Source organism: Microbacterium sp. I2 (assembly GCF_051364985.1).
Classification (GTDB): Bacteria; Actinomycetota; Actinomycetes; order Actinomycetales; family Microbacteriaceae; genus Microbacterium.
The window spans coordinates 273,117-287,877 of the sequence record NZ_JBLWIH010000022.1; the positions used below are offsets into that span (position 1 = coordinate 273,117).

Genomic DNA, 14,761 nt, shown 5'->3' on the forward strand with positions numbered 1-14,761 from the left:
GGCTGCGCGTTGCGGTCGGTCGATGACACTGGGTTCGTGGCCGAAAGCGGCTTCGACATCGGAAGGGACGAACGTGACGGACATGGTGCTCCCCGCTGACGCGGAGAACGACGCCGTGCTCGCCGCGCCCGACGAGGTCGGGGCGGTGCTCGACGGCACCTCGGCGCACCCTTCCACGATCGGCTGCGTGATCCCGGCGGACTACCAGGAGGAGTCGATCGCGCAGGTGATCGAGTCGCTGCTCGGGCAGACGCGGGTTCCCGATGTCGTTCACGTTGTGGTCAGCAACGCATCGGATGCCACGATGAAGATCGCATCGCAGTACGCCGGTCCGCACGAGATCACCACCGACCTCGGCGAACACTTCACCGAGGTGTTCGTCCACGACATCGGCAAGAACCCCGACAGGAAGGTGGGGGCTCTCAACTACGGCTATTCGCTCGTCGAAGGCAACGACTACCTGCTCAGCGTGGCCGGCGACGCGGTCGCCGACGCTCGAGCGGTGGAGTATCTCGAGGCGGAGGCCACCTCCGACACCCGCATCGGCGGCATCTCGGCGATCTGCTTGATGGACGGCAGGCCGATCAAGGGGCTCGTCCCGAGGTTCCTCATCACCGGTCAGCACTCGCAGTTCGCTGCGTTCAGCATGAGCAACCTGCTGCGCGGCCCCGACGTGGCCGTTCTCGGCGGCCACTTCTCGATCTTCTCGACGCAGGCGCTGCGCGACGTCATGGCGCAGAACCACCAGTCGTCGCCGTGGGTCAAAGACAGCGAGGTCGAGAACTCGCTGCTGTCGCTGCAGATCAGGAGCGCCGGCTACCTGACCAGGATCAGCCCGTTCGCCCGTGCCGACATCGTAGGCATGGCCACGAGGCGGGGCGGCCAGCCGATCGCGAGGGTGGCGCACACCTTCTCGATGTTCATCAAGCTCATCCGCCGAAGGCGCGGATACAAGGTCTGATGCGAACCCGAATCGCATCGGAAACCGGGGTGCGCCGCTAGCTGGGGAGCGCGGCGTGGGGGAGATAGGGGAGGCATCCGTTTTCTGGGGAGACGGATGCCTCCTCTTTCCCGATCCTGCGGTCTGGGCGGGGGGACGCAGTGGTGACGGGTGCGGGGGATCGCCGGGCCGTCAGGCGGACTCGGCGGTGAGGCGGTAGCCCACCCCGCGAACCGTCTCGATGTACGTGGGGTTCGCGGCGCTGTCACCGAGCTTGCGACGCAGGTTCGTCATGTGCGCCTCGACGGCTCGCTTGTCGGCATCCCCCACGAAGTAGCTGGTGACGTACGACTCGCCGCGCAGCACCAGGGTCAGGTCGGCCTTGCTGCGCACGCGTCGCTTGGATTCGAGCAGTGTAGCGAGCAGGTCGAACTCCGTGCGGGTGAGGTCGAGTTCGGCGCCGTTCATCGTCACGAGGCGGTTCTCGGCGTGCAGCCGCAGGCCGCGGTGCTCGAGCCATTCGCCCGCGTCACCGACGGTGGCGCCGGGATGGTGGTCGACGGATGCCGCAGCCTCTGTGCCGGATGCCTCCGACGCGACGGGCACGCGGGGCGTGGGTGCGCTGGGCGAGACGGTGGGAAGGTCCGACGTCACCGGTCGCGCGCCGGGGACCGACGGGCCGACAGTGTCCTGCGAGGGGACTGTCGTGGCCGGTCCGCCGGGGCCCGCGTGGGAACGGCGCATCGCCGCGTCGATGCGGGCGCGCAGCTCGCGCGGGCGGAAGGGCTTCAGCAGGTAGTCGTCGGCGCCGGCGCCGAGGCCCGCTACGACGTCGGCTTCATCCGTCAGGCCGGTCAGCATGATGATGTACGTGTCGGACTGGGCACGGATGCGCTTGGCCGCCTCGAAGCCGTCGATGCCCGGCATATTGACGTCGAGCGTCGTCAGCAGCGGCTTGTAGGTGAGCACGGCGTGCACTCCGTCGATGCCGTTGCCGACCGAGACGGTGGAGAACCCCGCCGATTCGAGCACCTCGGCCAGGATGTGGCGGATTTCGGGGTCATCTTCGATGATGACGGCCGTCTGGGGGCCACCGGTGGGGGAACTCATGCGCGCGGGGTCCTCTCGAGCGATCTACTGCCTCGGGCCCCCGCCCCCCAGCAGCGGCCCCCCGACGCATGCGGCAAGTACCCCGATGCTACACACCCATCCGCGGGTAGCCACCGGGCGTTCCGCCGGCGATCGTGCGTGTGTCAGCTTTGAGCGGCGCGCGCACCGTCACGCCGAGGACCGAGATGGTGTGACGGACGGCGAGTGGGGCGTGGCGTATGAGGTTACTGTGAGACCCCGTCGTATCCATGGGCCGGTCACCCGTTCGACACCGGCCCGGCCTAGGCTGGGGGCCGACATGAAGGTCATCTCGTACAACCTGCGCAAGCACCGCGCCGTGGGCGAGCTCGTCCATCTGGTGGAGCATCACGGAGCCGACGTGCTCTGCCTGCAAGAGGCCGACACCTCCGATCTGCCCGAAGAGATCTCGGGTCTGCGGCTGGCCGAGTCCACGCAGCGCAACCGGCTGGGTCTCGCGGTGTACTACCGCGAGAACACGTATCGCGCCGTCGACGTGCGCGCGCTGGCGTTGAAGAAGTCGCTGCACGATCGCGTGCTGAAGCCGGCGGAGGAGCGGATGCTGGGCGTCCGGCTCCACGACATCGATGAGAATCTCGACCTCATCGTGGCGTCCTTCCATGCGGCGCCGTTGACCGCGTTGAACTCGCTGCGGCGCCACCAGATCCGCACAGCGCTCACCGAGCTGCAGCAGCTGGGTGAGGGGCTGCCGGCGCTGATGGTCGGCGACTACAACTATCCGGTGTTCAAGGAGCATCTCAGCCAGCACGTGCGCGAGCACGGGTACGAGCTGAACCTCAGCGATTCGCGCACGTACACGCGGTATCGGTTCTTCCGTGGCCACTACGACTTCGCGACGTCGATCGGCTTCGAGATCGATCGGGTGCGCACGCTGCCGCAGGGGCTGAGCGACCATCTGCCGATCCTGGTGACGGCGCGGCCGCTCGCGGGCGTTCGTCGCGTCGCGGAGGCGCAGACCGGCGTGGCCTGATCCGCCGTACGAGGTATCGTGGCGTCACGCTCACCGTTCGCACCTCGCCGCGCTTAGCGTAGCGACGGGTCGGGCTCGTCCCATTTCTCGATGCCCTGTACCACCCAGAACGCGAAGAACAGCACCAGTGCGGCCGTCTCGACGATGAGCACGATCGGGATGCCGTGGGGATCGGCGAAGGCCAGCAACAGGATGTACGCCACGAGTACGAGCGCCAGTCCCACCGCGATCGCGGTGTACAGCACCCGATAGACCGGTGCCGGCACAACACCGCGCCGTGGGAAGGCGCTGCGCACCGCCACGACGGCGAACAGTGCGAAGAACGCCACCGTCGCGACGAAGTGCCCGTACTCGAGGAACGCGCTGCGCGCGAACGCCCACGCCACCCCGACGACGATCAGCACGACCACCGCGATCGCGAGCGAGAACCGGATGGCCATGAGCGAGACCTGCCGCAGCGCCGCGAGCAGCACGGCGATCAGCACCGTGAGTGTGCCGACCACGAGGTAGGTGCCGACGCCGTTGGCGGCATCCGGTATGTACTCCGCAGGAAAGCAGCGATCGATGCACGAAGTGACCACCCCGGGGATCTCACCAGCCGCCACCGGCGTGGGCACCACGGCGATCAACGGCGCGAACAGCGCTGCGGCGTCGAGAAGCGCGCGTTCCGCCCCGCGACCCGAGAGGGCGACGAGCGCGAGAGTTGCGGCGATGAGTGCGCCGACGATGGCATTGCGCGCGGGAGTGTAGAAGTAATCGCTCACCGAGGTGAGCCAACCGACGGTCCCCGCAGCCTGGCCGACCCCGACGAAAATGACCACGATCGTGCCGGCGAGGCCGATTCGAAGGTACCGGTAGGTGCGCTCGAGCGACGTCGACACGGGGACCGTCATGGCCCCGACCATACCTGGGACGCCGGACGCCGCTGTTAGTCGGCGTCGCGCCTGCGGCGGACGACCGCGGCGATGCCGAGTGCAGCGCCAGCGAGCACGAGCGCGCCGCCGCCGATCCACAGGCCGAGCATCGAGCCGCTGTCGAGTCCGGTCACGGGCAGGCCGTCGGCTCCGGTGATCGAGACCGCGGCGGTGCCGCCGGCCGAGGTCGACGAGATCGCGGCGATGTTGTACGTGCCGGTGGCGTTGGACGGCAGCGTGATGCTGAGCGGGGCGAGCGAGCCGTTCGCCTCGGAGGTGACGACCTCGCTCGCGGTGCTGATCGCGAAGCGCACCATGCCGATCGTTGCGCCTGCGCCGTTCTCGCCGGTGACGGTGACCGTAACGCTCTCGTCGCCCGAGAAGGTGCCGGCGGCGCATTCGAAGCCGATGGTCGAGCCGGGCTGCGTCGTCGCGGGGCTGGCGGTGCAGGCGCCGGACGGCGGGTAGATCGTGGAAGCCTGCGCGGCGGCCGGAGCGCCGAGGACGGCGAACGTCGCCAGCGCGACAACAGCTGCCAGTGAGGCAGCAGGGGCGGCGCGGCGCGGCGTGCGCAGACTGGTGGCGATCATCAGGTTGATCCTACGGAGTGCCACAGGTCGAGGCAACTACGGCTGGCGCGGTCGTCGCGGTCGCGGACTGCCCGGGGGCTAGGTCGACCGAGAGGCTGACGACCCGCCGGTCGCCTATGACCCGAAGTACTCCCGCGCCGAGCGGGTGTAGAGCAGGATCAGTCCGATGATCGAGAGAATGGAGCCCGCGATCGCCGACCAAAGACTCTCGCCGTTGAACATGCCGAGCACCTCGAGCACGATGTTCGCGATGAACACGATCGTCGCGACGATACGTGCGGTTTGGTTGCCGCGCCATAGTCCGATGCCGACGATCAGTGTCACGATGCCAATGGCCAGACTCAGCCACGCGACGAGCGCGACAGGTGTGATGACCATGCCGGCGAAAATGACGAAGATCGAGGCGATGATCTGGAGGAGGCCGCTCACCCACGCGATGATCGCGACGATGGTGACGCCAAGGGGACGTTGTGCCATGGAAATCTCCGATGCGAGGTGTGTGTGGCACTCACGGTAGCGCTCACCAGTCCCGCAGGCGAGCGTTTCGCCCATCCCGACACGAGTTGCGCCCCCAAGACAGCGACCCAACTGCGAGTGGCGTGGTCCGTGCGACGCGGTCGGTCGCGACCCTACGGCCGTCCCATCCCGTAGTACGTCCAGCCGGCCGCTCGCCACGCGGAGGCATCCAAGCCGTTGCGTCCGTCCACGACAACACGTCCGGTGGCGAGTGTTGACGCATGCTCGGGGGAGAGCTCGCGCCGGTACTCATCCCATTCGGTGACGAGGATGAGCGCGTCCGCGCCGCGGATCGCTTCGTCCCGGTCTGCGACGTAGTTCAGCTGCGGGTGCAAGCGCTGTGCATTCTCGAGCGCTGCGGGGTCGGTGATCGTGACCCACGCGCCAAGGCCGTGCAGTCGCACGGCCACGTCGAGCGCGGGGGAGTCGCGGATGTCGTCGCTATGCGGTTTGAACGCCGCGCCGAGCACGGTGATGTTCTTCTTGAAGACCGAGCCGCCGAATGCGTCCACGACCAGGTCGACGGCGCGATCTCGCCGGCGCATGTTGATGGCATCGACCTCGCGAAGGAAGGCGACCGACTCGCCTCTCCCCAGTTCTTCGGCCCGCGCCGAGAATGCGCGGATGTCTTTGGGGAGGCATCCGCCGCCGAAGCCGATGCCGGCGCCGAGAAACCTGCGGCCGATGCGCGCATCGTGACCGATCGCGTCGGCGAGCTGGGTGACGTCGGCGCCGGTGACCTCGGCGATCTCGGCCATGGCGTTGATGAACGAGATCTTGGTTGCAAGGAAGGCGTTGGCTGCGACTTTCACGAGCTCCGCGGTCGCCAAGTCGGTCACGATGAACGGGGTCCCCGCCGCGACGGCCGGGTGGTACACCTGGCGCAGTACCTCGGACGCGCGTTCACCGTCGGCGTCGGGTAGGCCGGCGGTCGAGTTCATCGATACGCCCACGACGAGCCGGTCGGGCTCGATCGTGTCTTGGACAGCCCATCCCTCACGGAGGAACTCCGGGTTCCACACCAGCGTCGCGCCGGTCGCCTCGATGCGCGGCGCGAGCTCTGCCGCGGTGCCGACGGGCACGGTCGACTTTCCCGCGACGATGTCTCCCGGTCGCAGATGGGGAAGCAGCGCGTCGATCGACCCGTGGACGTACGTGAGGTCGGCGGCATCGCCGCCGCTCTGCTGGGGAGTGCCGACCGCGATGAAGTGCACGGCTGCTCCGGATGCCTCGGCGATATCTGCCGTGAACCGCAACCGCCCGGACTCGATGCCCGCCGTCAGCAGGTCCTGCAGGTCGGGCTCGAAGAAAGGGGCCTGACCGCGTGAGAGGGCGTCGATCTTGCGCGGATCGACGTCGACCCCGACGACGTCATGCCCGATGGAGGCCATCGCCGCCGCATGCACAGCTCCGAGATAGCCGCATCCGATGACAGACAGGCGCATGGTTCTCCATTCTTGCGAGCGTTTGCTCGCCGCTCCTTCTTATCAGAGCCGTGTAACGCCGAATGCGCCCGCGCATACGGTCACGCCGCACACGTACATGGACGTGTGCGGCGACTCGGGTGCCTTCCTGCGGGCGGACCATCGCTCGACATATCTCGCTCAGCCTGGCGGGGAGTGCGGTGCGACATGGTGGGCAGGAACCATGAACTTCACGCTCCCTCGCCGTGCTGACATCCTCCACGTGTGCCTAGGAGCGGGTCCCGCCTCAAGGAGCTATGCAAGCATGTGAATATCAGCGCATCGACAACTTTCCGGTCGATGCACGCCTTTGGGCAATTCGCAAAGCAGATGGCGCTAGGAACGCTACGGCCAAGATATTAGTGAAGGTCGTCGGAGCCATCCATCCTGACAGCAGGACGCTGGCATACGCATACCCCAACAGCCCCGCCGCCACCGGCGATCCCCCGGCAGTACGCATGTGAAGACGGCCGAAGACAAAGCCCAGTATGCCCATAAGGGCCACCGTGCCCACGATCCCAAAATCAATAAGGAGTCCGCGAAAGGCCGTGTACACGTTCGAAGTTCTGCCCCTGTTGTCGATAACCGCGAACTCTCCATACGCTCGAGTTGCGTCTCGATCCTGACCTGTCAAGAATTCAACACCGGCAACCGTCGCCGTCCCGAAGCCCAACTCCCGCCCCTGGCCAGTCCCATATTGATCGAACCAGCTGGAAAATGCGCCCACCGTCCCCACAGTGTAGGCCGCCTGCTTATCGACTACGACGCTAAATGCCTGAGTGTTCACGCTCCCGGTACGCAGCACACCGATTCCCACGAACGTGAGCGCCAACACGGATGCAAGAACAACGGAAATGACCACTGTGCGTAACCGCACACGCGGGGTTTCCCCAGTCGTGAGGATGATTCGCGCGAGATATCCACCTAAAGTCAACGCGAGCGCAACAATGAATCCAAGTCGCGCCGATGTCACGACAGAATACGCAAGTGCTGTAAGTGCGGGAAGCAGGATCAATAGAGAGCGGCGAATTGACAGAGTATTTCCGAGGAAGGGTGCTACAAGGGCTGCGGTGTAGCCCAATCCAAGTAGGATCACAACAAGCGTCGACGCACCTTCTCCTTGGGAGTAGCGAGCGATCGCTAGGGAGTTCGTTGACTGAGCGAGATCCTCAAGCGTCAAGATGTCCGTCAGGCTTGAGGGCCCGGTCTGAAGGGCAAGCAACGATGCAAGGACGTTCGCCCCCGATCCCACGCAGATGACCCACAGAATAGCCGTCGCACTGAGCGGCGGAACCTCGCGCGGGAGTCCAAGATCGCGAGCGAGGCGACCTCTACGGAGCGGAGTCAGGAGACGGGCCGTCGCTAGCGTAGCGCCGAGAAAGAAGAACCCGCAGAGCAAAGCTATGAGTCCTGCCGTGCGCCAGTTGAGAGTCGTACCTGGATGCAGAACTAGAACCGTTGTGAGAAATAACGCCCAGTAGACCGGGAATACCCAACGCGGTCCGAGAATTCGATTCATGCTCCCGGGCCGCGAATTCCGTGCGCTTCTGCGTGCGCTCGTCGGTACCGTCTTCATCGACTACGCTCCGTCGTTCCGTGCGATGAGGTCGTGTCCGTAGCGGGCCGCGGCGACCATCGCTTGCAAGACTCTACGGGATCGCAGTACCCCAATCTGCGCGTGAGCCACATGTTCAAGCCGGATATCTGGCCGGTAGCCAACCCGTAGTCCAAGCGCGCGGGTCTTCTCTGCAACTGTGAGTTCCTCTGCAAAGAGGAAGAGTGGATGCGCGAGGTCGCCACCGTGTTGGAAGTATGTAGGTAGGAAGACTAAGAACGAGCCGTGCGGCGCGTAGATGTCGCTCGAATCGTTCGCGTTCAGCGGTGGCCTCGTGTTGAAGCGACGTTTCGCCGTCGACGCTAATGCAGTGAATTGCGCGCGGTAGACGGACGACATTCGATTCATGCGAACCTTTTGTTCCGCGACCGTAGGCCGCCGCACCAGTAGGGGATTCTGGTCCCATCCATCCCGTTGCGAGACGATGCTGGGTGCCAACATGCCGAGGTCGTCGGGCGCTTCGACCGCCGCGCGTGCAATTGCCGCGAGGACATCAGGTGAAGGGAAGACAATATCCGCGTTAGACACGACCAGTGGGTTCGCGCCGATCGGGGCGTCCGCGAGGCCTAGGCGGGCTGCGCCGAAGTAGCCAACGTTCTCGTCCGAACGTATTAAACGTGCGCGCTCCTCACCTTCAACCAGTTGTGCGATCATCGCGGCCTGATCCATCGATTGCGAGTTGTCGACCACAGTTAGGCGCCATTCTTTATGACTCTGTGCTCTGAGACTCTCGTAAAGATTCGCGAGATCCTTGGCGCCGAAATATGAAACTACGACAATTTCTATCCGTTGGCTGGCGGACATTCAACCTTCCTCATTTAACACTGCGGCTCGCGATTACTGAGCCGATAACGTAGGCGGTGGCGCCCATGGCGAAGATCACTGCCGCGGCATTCGTACCGAACGCGGGCACCAGCATGATCAGAGCAGCAAGTGTGAGGACGCAGACGAGCGCTAGCATGACCGTCATCAGCTTTGTTCGCCCGGCGAGTTCCAATGGCTTGTGCGCTTGTAGTGCAACTTGCCACATCCCGCCCCCCACGGCCAGTGCCACGATGAGGAGTAGGTCAGGGGCGGGCGTGCCGAGAAGCCACTCGATCAGAGGTCTGCCTGCAAACGTCAGGACGACGACGCATGCGAGTCCGGCGAGGGCCGTAAGACCGAGGAAATGGCGATTGGCGCGCAGAGCCTCGATGTGATGACCGGCGTTCCATCGCGTCATGATGACCGGATGCGCCACCATCGTGATCGGAAAGGCGACCATTCCAACACCTCTCACGATGAGGTCGCTTACTGCGGCGTACTGTCCGATCTCGGCGGCGCTTACATATGGAATGAGGATAAGACGGTCGAAGTAAGCCAACACCTGCGCGAGCGCTAACCAGATCGACATCGGCCAGCCGTACGTCCAGAGCACGCGACCGACCGCGGAGGTTCGAGTGCCTCGCGATCCTGACGACCGACGAACTCGAAGAGTCACGAGCGCCAATAAGGTCGAGATCGCGTACCCGCCGACCATGGCCGATGCGGGGGCCACTCCCATCGTCTCCCCGAGGAGCACGCTCGCTGCCAAAGCCACAACGGCGCGAATGAATTCAGCCACGGCGTATCGATTCGCTTCGCCGTCTCGCTGCGTCTGTGCCTGAACAACAAGGTATAAAGAATTGAGCACGGCATATGCAATAGTTGCGAGAAATATCCCTGGCGCGCTATCTTGTTGGCTGACCATTATGATGGTCAAGACAACAGGGGGAAATGCGCCGATCACCACGCACGCGAATAGGGTGAGGAGCGGAACGGTACCCAGACTGAACTTCGAATTGCCTGCGTATCTCAGAAGCCCTTGCCGAAGCCAGCCCACTGCGACGGAGGCGCTGAAGTTCGTCACCACCCAGATCGATGTATACATCGCGTACGAAGCGTCACCGAACAGCCGTATCCAAAGCGGGACGGTGATTAGACCGATTAGCCCCGGTAAGACTTTTGCGACGCCGTATCCGGCCATCTGCCTGATGAAAGCCATCAGACGGGATGCCCAGCCACGCCGCGAAGTACTTCCTGGAGGGCTTCTGCGGCCGAATCGCGCCCGAATTCACTCTCCGCGAGTCGTCTTGCGCTACGTCCCGCGGCCCTTAGCTGATCTTCGTCACCGAGCAGCGTCTTCAACGCGTCAGCCGCATCGTCGAAGTCGGACGAGTTCAACGCGATGCCTGCTGAATGCTCCTCGAGCAAGTCCTTCTGCCATCCACCGTAGTTGATGACAACTGGCCTCCCCGCGGCGAGGCCGTCGAAGAACTTGTTGGCGCTGTTCGCCTCCATCTCTGGAATGGGAAGAAAGAGTGATGTAGAAACGGTGGCGGCCGCGAGAACTTGTACGACTTCGGCCTTCGGCACCGGCGGCAGTACGAAAAAATTCTCTCCGAGGACGCCCAGGTGGCGCGCGTGCGCTAGTAGCACGTCGCGTTCGGCACCGTCACCGATGACAACAAAGGCGAGTTCCGGGTTACTCACGCGAGTGCGTGCCGCCACCTCCGCGAGGTAACGTGTGCCGTTGAGCAGACCGAGCGTTCCGCAATACACGACGAGCTTGCGACCATACAGCTCGGGATGCTGGCTCACCCACTGGGCACCGTCCGCCGGCGGAGCGAATAGATCGAGGTCGGCGGCGTTCGGGATGACAGTGACTTTTCCCGGGTCGACGCCCGTTCGGACCACTCCATCCCTCATTCCTGGCGACAACGCGATGATGTGCGCGGCGCTCCAATAGGCGAGCCGCTCCAACCAAGTCGCTGCCCGTTTCAGCACTGGGTTGCGTAAGGCGCCCACCGCGATGGGCATCTCGGGCCATAGGTCCCGTACTTCGAAGACAAGCGGCACGGGACGAAATGCTTTGGCAAACAGCGCAGGCAAGATGATCGTGAGCGGTGTACTCGTCGCCAAGATCAGGTCCGATCGAAGAGCACGCGCGCGGACGCTCGCCAGCCCCGCAAACCTGATAAAAGCAAACGCTCTCTGTCGATACGTCATCTGGTTCGTGTACGGAACATGGACCCTGTGGACGGTGTATCCGTCGCGAGAAGTACGCGTCCAGCCCCGCGCTTCGCCAGCCGACTGATCTGACGCCACGATGTGGACGTCATATCCCGCGCGGGCTAACCGTTTGGCGAACTCATGTGACCTCGTGCCACCGCTCTCTTCGGGAGAGCGATAGTGCTGGTGTAGATACAAAAGGCGCGTCATGCGGCAGTGACCATTCAACCTTCTCCTTCACAAGTGGAAAGTGGCGTGCGGACGAAACACTTGGGGTTCCGTAATGATCGTCGGACTCACCTTGCCAAGACTCCGATGGGCATGAATCGTGGCGAGGCGACGCGCCGAGCTCGGCCAGGCGGTTCGGTTTGTCAATCGACTGCCGCGCCAGACGATCAAAGGCTTCCCTTTGACCATTCGATGTACTCGTCCACGAGGATTCCGACCTGCACAAGGTCTTCAAATCTCCCGTCACGCCATACGTGCTGGCGCAAAGTGCCTTCTTCAGTCCACCCGCACTTGCGGACGTAGAGCGCGCGTGAGGCGGCATTAGAATGAATAATCGTGCTATGTAAGCGGTGTAGGCCGACATCTAAGAAGGCGAAGTCCATGACCGCTCCTACAGCAGATCTGCCGTAGCCGCGTCCGCGGACGTTGGGCCGACCACCTAGTTTCAGCGCCGTCAATGCGGAGCGATTGTGCCAGTCGATATCCCAGAGACCGGTTAGCCCGATCGCAAGACCATTCTCATCCTCGACGATGAATCGTCGCGTCGATGCTGAATCGAATCCGTTGTCGAACCATCGCTCTTGGCCAGCGAGCGATAATGGCCAATCCCAGCCCACTACGCTTGCGCGAACTGCTGGCTCGTTCGCGAGGTCTCGGAGGAAGGTGAGATCAGACCTTTCGATTGGTCGTAGACGGACTCTGGGGTGGTGGGTCATCGCGCCCGCTCCTTTCGGCTTCGCCGAGATCGTCGACGTCCGCTGCTACCTGGTCTAAGCGAACGCCATCTGCTCGAAGCACCCGTCGCACCGTGGCTGCCCAGATGGCGGCGTCGAGCCTCAGACTGACGCGGTCGACGTATTCGAGGTCTGATTCTATTCGAACGGACCAGGGAGCCTCGTTGCGATAGCGCACCTGTGCAAGCCCTGTCAGCCCCTGAGGGACCACGACTCGACGCTCTTGTTCTGGGGTATATCGGCGGAACTGATCCGGCAACACCGGCCTTGGCCCGACGAAGCTCATCTCTCCGCGGAGAATGTTGAGTAATTGCGGTAACTCGTCGAGGCTCGTCTTACGAAGAAACGCGCCCAGAGGTGGCACAAGTTGAAGTTCCGCTGGCATATAACCGCGGCCTAGTTGCTCAGCGTTGCTGACCATTGTGCGAAATTTGACAATCGAAAAGCGCCGGCCATACTGCCCGACACGCTCCTGCCGAAAGAAGACCGGTTGACCGAGTGACACCCGAATCGCGATTGCGACACCGCAAAGAATTGGAGCCGTGATGATGAGCAGTACGAGTGCGAGCGCCCTGTCAACACACTGTCGCCACCGAAGGTAAGATCTAGCTCGCATCTTTGGGCTCCGACCGGTACGCGGGAAAGTAGTCCGCTCGAACTAGATCGGCTGGATCGCACCGCAACTGGGACGCCCGCGCCGCAACCAATTCGTGGTAGCGCTTTTCGTCCACTACCAAGCGGCCGACGCGAAACGGAAGATGTGTGCCACCGAACGAATCCTTGAATCGGAAGAGCGTGTCTTCAGGGCGGACACCGCCGCCAAGATGGACCGAGTGATACCCCTGCTCCGCGCTCCATTTCATGATCGACCAGATGAGAAGGTTGTTGGCACCGTCGCGCGCCGCCACGGGGTCAGAACCAGAAAGATGGTAATGAGCGACGGTGTCGTCGCACAGCACTAGCGCAGCCGCCACGACTCGGCCGGTCGCGTCACGAACTGAAGCAACTTGCACTTGATTGGCGGCGGCTGCGCTGAGATATCGGTAGTAGCTCTCTCCGAAGTAGTAGCTGTTGCCGGCGCCGAGACGATCCATCGTCGATGCATACAACACACGGAATGGGTCGTCGGCGGACAGGATGGACTCCGAGATGCTCTCGATGTTCGCGGTGAGACCCTGTGCGGTTGCCTTGCGGATTGCGGTACGCGCGCGGCCTTTCATCGCAGTCCACATTGCGTCGGCATCGAGAACCGGGACGGCGATTGTATGCGAGGTCTGCCGGACGTCGAGGCCGTCGAGCTCCCTTGCCCGCTCCGAGCTGTTAGTGAGGAACGGCGCGAATCGGAGAAACACCGAGACGATTCCCATATCCTCGAGCAGTGAACGTGCGGAGCCCCACGCTGCGCGAAGGACGCGATCAGACATCGACCTAGAGATGAATATCCCGCCGTAGCCGTAGGGAGTGGCGGCATCGATGACGCCGGTTTCGTCTTTCCGAATGATGAGCGGCATCTGCCAAGTGCCAGCGTCGTCGGCGACAGTAACCCACCGGCCCCCTAAGTGTTCCGCGTTGGCGATACCGTAGGCCGCGCTGAAGTACAGGCTCGGGATGGCTCGAGGCTCGGTGTCGCGGGCATGGAGAATCATGTCGTAATCACGGATGCCAGCGCACGAGCAACCCGTTCCATATCTCGCGTTCCATATCGATGATCGACTGGCAGGGACAGCAAGTCAGTACGCCACGGAATCGTCGGGGGAAGGATCCGTGATCGGGACCAGTGAATGGGAGCGAATATCCCCTGCTCCGACAGTTGTCGTTGAATAGTTGCCGCATTTGGGACCACCACGACGAGATGGCTTGGGACAGCTTCATCCGATGGCGGGTTTATGACGCTGATCGCTGACGATGTCAGCAGCTCCGTGAGCGCGCGCGCGTTGTCTACTCGCCGTCCAGCGAGCGTCGAATAAGGCAAGCGTCGGATCGCATCGAGGCTTCGGTGCGTCGCATGGGTTGGCTTGCACGTCCCCTCCAGCCGCCGGTTTGCCGCCACCAACAAGTTTCTGGACGCGGCACGTTCGTTTGCGTTGGTTGCGTCACGCTTTGCATCCATCGCTTGCCATCTTGTTTCATCAGCGGGCAGTGGGCTTGTCGGAAGGAGCGACCTCTGTCCTGAGTGACGGATATACGCGCCATCCGCGACCGGCAGCAGCTTTCGAAGGCTCCCAATAAAGAACTCTGCAAGGACGCGCCCTGGACGGAACGGTCGATGAGTTTCGTCCTCGATGACCGGTATTCCGTGCGCAGCGAGGTGCTCGAGTGCGGCCTGGTATTCGATAGTCGGCAGTCGACCAAAGTACTCAGCTGTAAGCACAGCTGTATCCAGGTGACTCTCGAATACAACCTCTCTGAGGTGGTCTACGTCGATTTGAACGGATCTGCCCATCTTGATTGGCGCAAGATCCCAACCCGCCGCTAGGAAGGGCTGGAGCATGCTGTCGCAGAGGTGTGAGGGTACAGCGAGACGTCTGTATCCCCTCTTCCTTAGTACGCGCTCCACAGATGCCAGCGCCTGCCGCCCGGTTTGCACGTACTCGGTAACGGTGCCGCTCCGC

General features: G+C 63.3%; 14 protein-coding genes. 2 read left to right on the top strand and 12 right to left on the bottom strand.

Going from position 1 to position 14,761, the window contains the following annotated elements; translation table 11 throughout:
• Window positions 1–82: 82 nt before the first annotated feature.
• Window positions 83–961 carry a glycosyltransferase gene (locus ACLKM7_RS16780; RefSeq protein WP_436448425.1) on the top strand — a complete coding sequence of 293 codons (879 nt, stop codon included), beginning with the start codon at window positions 83–85 and terminating at the stop codon, window positions 959–961.
• A gap of 171 nt (window positions 962–1,132) precedes the next feature.
• On the opposite strand, the gene ACLKM7_RS16785 is transcribed toward ACLKM7_RS16780, so the two are convergent.
• Entirely contained in the window at window positions 1,133–2,050 is a 918-nt protein-coding gene (locus tag ACLKM7_RS16785) for a response regulator transcription factor (protein ID WP_436448342.1), read from the bottom strand.
• A 298-nt stretch (window positions 2,051–2,348) separates the two neighbouring features.
• Here ACLKM7_RS16785 and ACLKM7_RS16790 point away from each other — a divergent pair, with 298 nt between their 5' ends.
• Window positions 2,349–3,059, top strand: a complete 711-nt coding sequence (locus ACLKM7_RS16790) for an endonuclease/exonuclease/phosphatase family protein (RefSeq protein ID WP_436448344.1) — start codon at window positions 2,349–2,351, stop codon at window positions 3,057–3,059.
• Between the two features lie 53 nt (window positions 3,060–3,112).
• Here ACLKM7_RS16790 and ACLKM7_RS16795 read toward each other — a convergent pair whose 3' ends face one another.
• From ACLKM7_RS16795 to ACLKM7_RS16845, 11 genes are all read right to left on the bottom strand, one after another.
• Window positions 3,113–3,952, bottom strand: a complete 840-nt coding sequence (locus ACLKM7_RS16795) for a hypothetical protein (protein WP_436448347.1) — start codon at window positions 3,950–3,952, stop codon at window positions 3,113–3,115.
• Between the two features lie 35 nt (window positions 3,953–3,987).
• Window positions 3,988–4,563, bottom strand: a complete 576-nt coding sequence (locus ACLKM7_RS16800; protein ID WP_436448349.1) for a cell wall protein — start codon at window positions 4,561–4,563, stop codon at window positions 3,988–3,990.
• Between the two features lie 114 nt (window positions 4,564–4,677).
• Complete coding sequence (locus ACLKM7_RS16805) at window positions 4,678–5,115, bottom strand: hypothetical protein (RefSeq protein WP_436448351.1); 438 nt, start codon at window positions 5,113–5,115, stop codon at window positions 4,678–4,680.
• A gap of 77 nt (window positions 5,116–5,192) precedes the next feature.
• Window positions 5,193–6,524, bottom strand: coding sequence for a UDP-glucose dehydrogenase family protein (locus tag ACLKM7_RS16810; protein WP_436448353.1), 1,332 nt, complete (start codon window positions 6,522–6,524; stop codon window positions 5,193–5,195).
• A 292-nt stretch (window positions 6,525–6,816) separates the two neighbouring features.
• On the bottom strand, window positions 6,817–8,118 hold the full coding sequence (locus ACLKM7_RS16815; RefSeq protein WP_436448356.1) for an O-antigen polymerase: 1,302 nt from the start codon (window positions 8,116–8,118) through the stop codon (window positions 6,817–6,819).
• A gap of 3 nt (window positions 8,119–8,121) precedes the next feature.
• The gene (locus ACLKM7_RS16820; RefSeq protein WP_436448359.1) at window positions 8,122–8,961 is read right to left on the bottom strand and encodes a glycosyltransferase family 2 protein; all 840 of its coding nucleotides are present in this window, start codon (window positions 8,959–8,961) and stop codon (window positions 8,122–8,124) included.
• A gap of 10 nt (window positions 8,962–8,971) precedes the next feature.
• Window positions 8,972–10,180 (bottom strand): lipopolysaccharide biosynthesis protein, encoded by a 1,209-nt coding sequence (locus ACLKM7_RS16825; RefSeq protein ID WP_436448361.1) that lies wholly within the window; start codon window positions 10,178–10,180, stop codon window positions 8,972–8,974.
• Window positions 10,180–11,397: a glycosyltransferase family 4 protein gene (locus ACLKM7_RS16830; protein ID WP_436448363.1), complete on the bottom strand. Its 1,218-nt coding sequence runs from the start codon at window positions 11,395–11,397 to the stop codon at window positions 10,180–10,182. The genes ACLKM7_RS16825 and ACLKM7_RS16830 overlap by 1 nt, the downstream gene beginning before the upstream one ends.
• A 185-nt stretch (window positions 11,398–11,582) precedes the next feature.
• Window positions 11,583–12,131, bottom strand: a complete 549-nt coding sequence (locus tag ACLKM7_RS16835) for a GNAT family N-acetyltransferase (RefSeq protein WP_436448366.1) — start codon at window positions 12,129–12,131, stop codon at window positions 11,583–11,585.
• Window positions 12,085–12,765, bottom strand: a complete 681-nt coding sequence (locus ACLKM7_RS16840) for a sugar transferase (RefSeq protein WP_436448369.1) — start codon at window positions 12,763–12,765, stop codon at window positions 12,085–12,087. The genes ACLKM7_RS16835 and ACLKM7_RS16840 overlap by 47 nt, the downstream gene beginning before the upstream one ends.
• A complete protein-coding gene (locus ACLKM7_RS16845; protein ID WP_436448372.1) occupies window positions 12,755–13,795 on the bottom strand; it encodes a GNAT family N-acetyltransferase in 1,041 nt (346 codons plus the stop codon). The genes ACLKM7_RS16840 and ACLKM7_RS16845 overlap by 11 nt, the downstream gene beginning before the upstream one ends.
• Window positions 13,796–14,761: the final 966 nt, after the last annotated feature.

Excerpts from the sequence above, each read along its gene's own strand:
- ACLKM7_RS16825 (WP_436448361.1), bottom strand. The coding sequence starts at position 10,180 with ATGGCTTTCATCAGGCAGATGGCCGGATACGGCGTCGCAAAAGTCTTA.
- ACLKM7_RS16845 (WP_436448372.1), bottom strand. The coding sequence starts at position 13,795 with ATGATTCTCCATGCCCGCGACACCGAGCCTCGAGCCATCCCGAGCCTG.
- ACLKM7_RS16820 (WP_436448359.1), bottom strand. The coding sequence starts at position 8,961 with ATGTCCGCCAGCCAACGGATAGAAATTGTCGTAGTTTCATATTTCGGC.
- ACLKM7_RS16785 (WP_436448342.1), bottom strand. The coding sequence starts at position 2,050 with ATGAGTTCCCCCACCGGTGGCCCCCAGACGGCCGTCATCATCGAAGAT.
- ACLKM7_RS16790 (WP_436448344.1), top strand. The coding sequence starts at position 2,349 with ATGAAGGTCATCTCGTACAACCTGCGCAAGCACCGCGCCGTGGGCGAG.
- ACLKM7_RS16780 (WP_436448425.1), top strand. The coding sequence starts at position 83 with ATGGTGCTCCCCGCTGACGCGGAGAACGACGCCGTGCTCGCCGCGCCC.
- ACLKM7_RS16835 (WP_436448366.1), bottom strand. The coding sequence starts at position 12,131 with ATGACCCACCACCCCAGAGTCCGTCTACGACCAATCGAAAGGTCTGAT.
- ACLKM7_RS16810 (WP_436448353.1), bottom strand. The coding sequence starts at position 6,524 with ATGCGCCTGTCTGTCATCGGATGCGGCTATCTCGGAGCTGTGCATGCG.
- ACLKM7_RS16800 (WP_436448349.1), bottom strand. The coding sequence starts at position 4,563 with ATGATCGCCACCAGTCTGCGCACGCCGCGCCGCGCCGCCCCTGCTGCC.
- ACLKM7_RS16840 (WP_436448369.1), bottom strand. The coding sequence starts at position 12,765 with ATGCGAGCTAGATCTTACCTTCGGTGGCGACAGTGTGTTGACAGGGCG.
- ACLKM7_RS16805 (WP_436448351.1), bottom strand. The coding sequence starts at position 5,115 with ATGGGCGAAACGCTCGCCTGCGGGACTGGTGAGCGCTACCGTGAGTGC.
- ACLKM7_RS16815 (WP_436448356.1), bottom strand. The coding sequence starts at position 8,118 with ATGAAGACGGTACCGACGAGCGCACGCAGAAGCGCACGGAATTCGCGG.
- ACLKM7_RS16795 (WP_436448347.1), bottom strand. The coding sequence starts at position 3,952 with ATGACGGTCCCCGTGTCGACGTCGCTCGAGCGCACCTACCGGTACCTT.
- ACLKM7_RS16830 (WP_436448363.1), bottom strand. The coding sequence starts at position 11,397 with ATGACGCGCCTTTTGTATCTACACCAGCACTATCGCTCTCCCGAAGAG.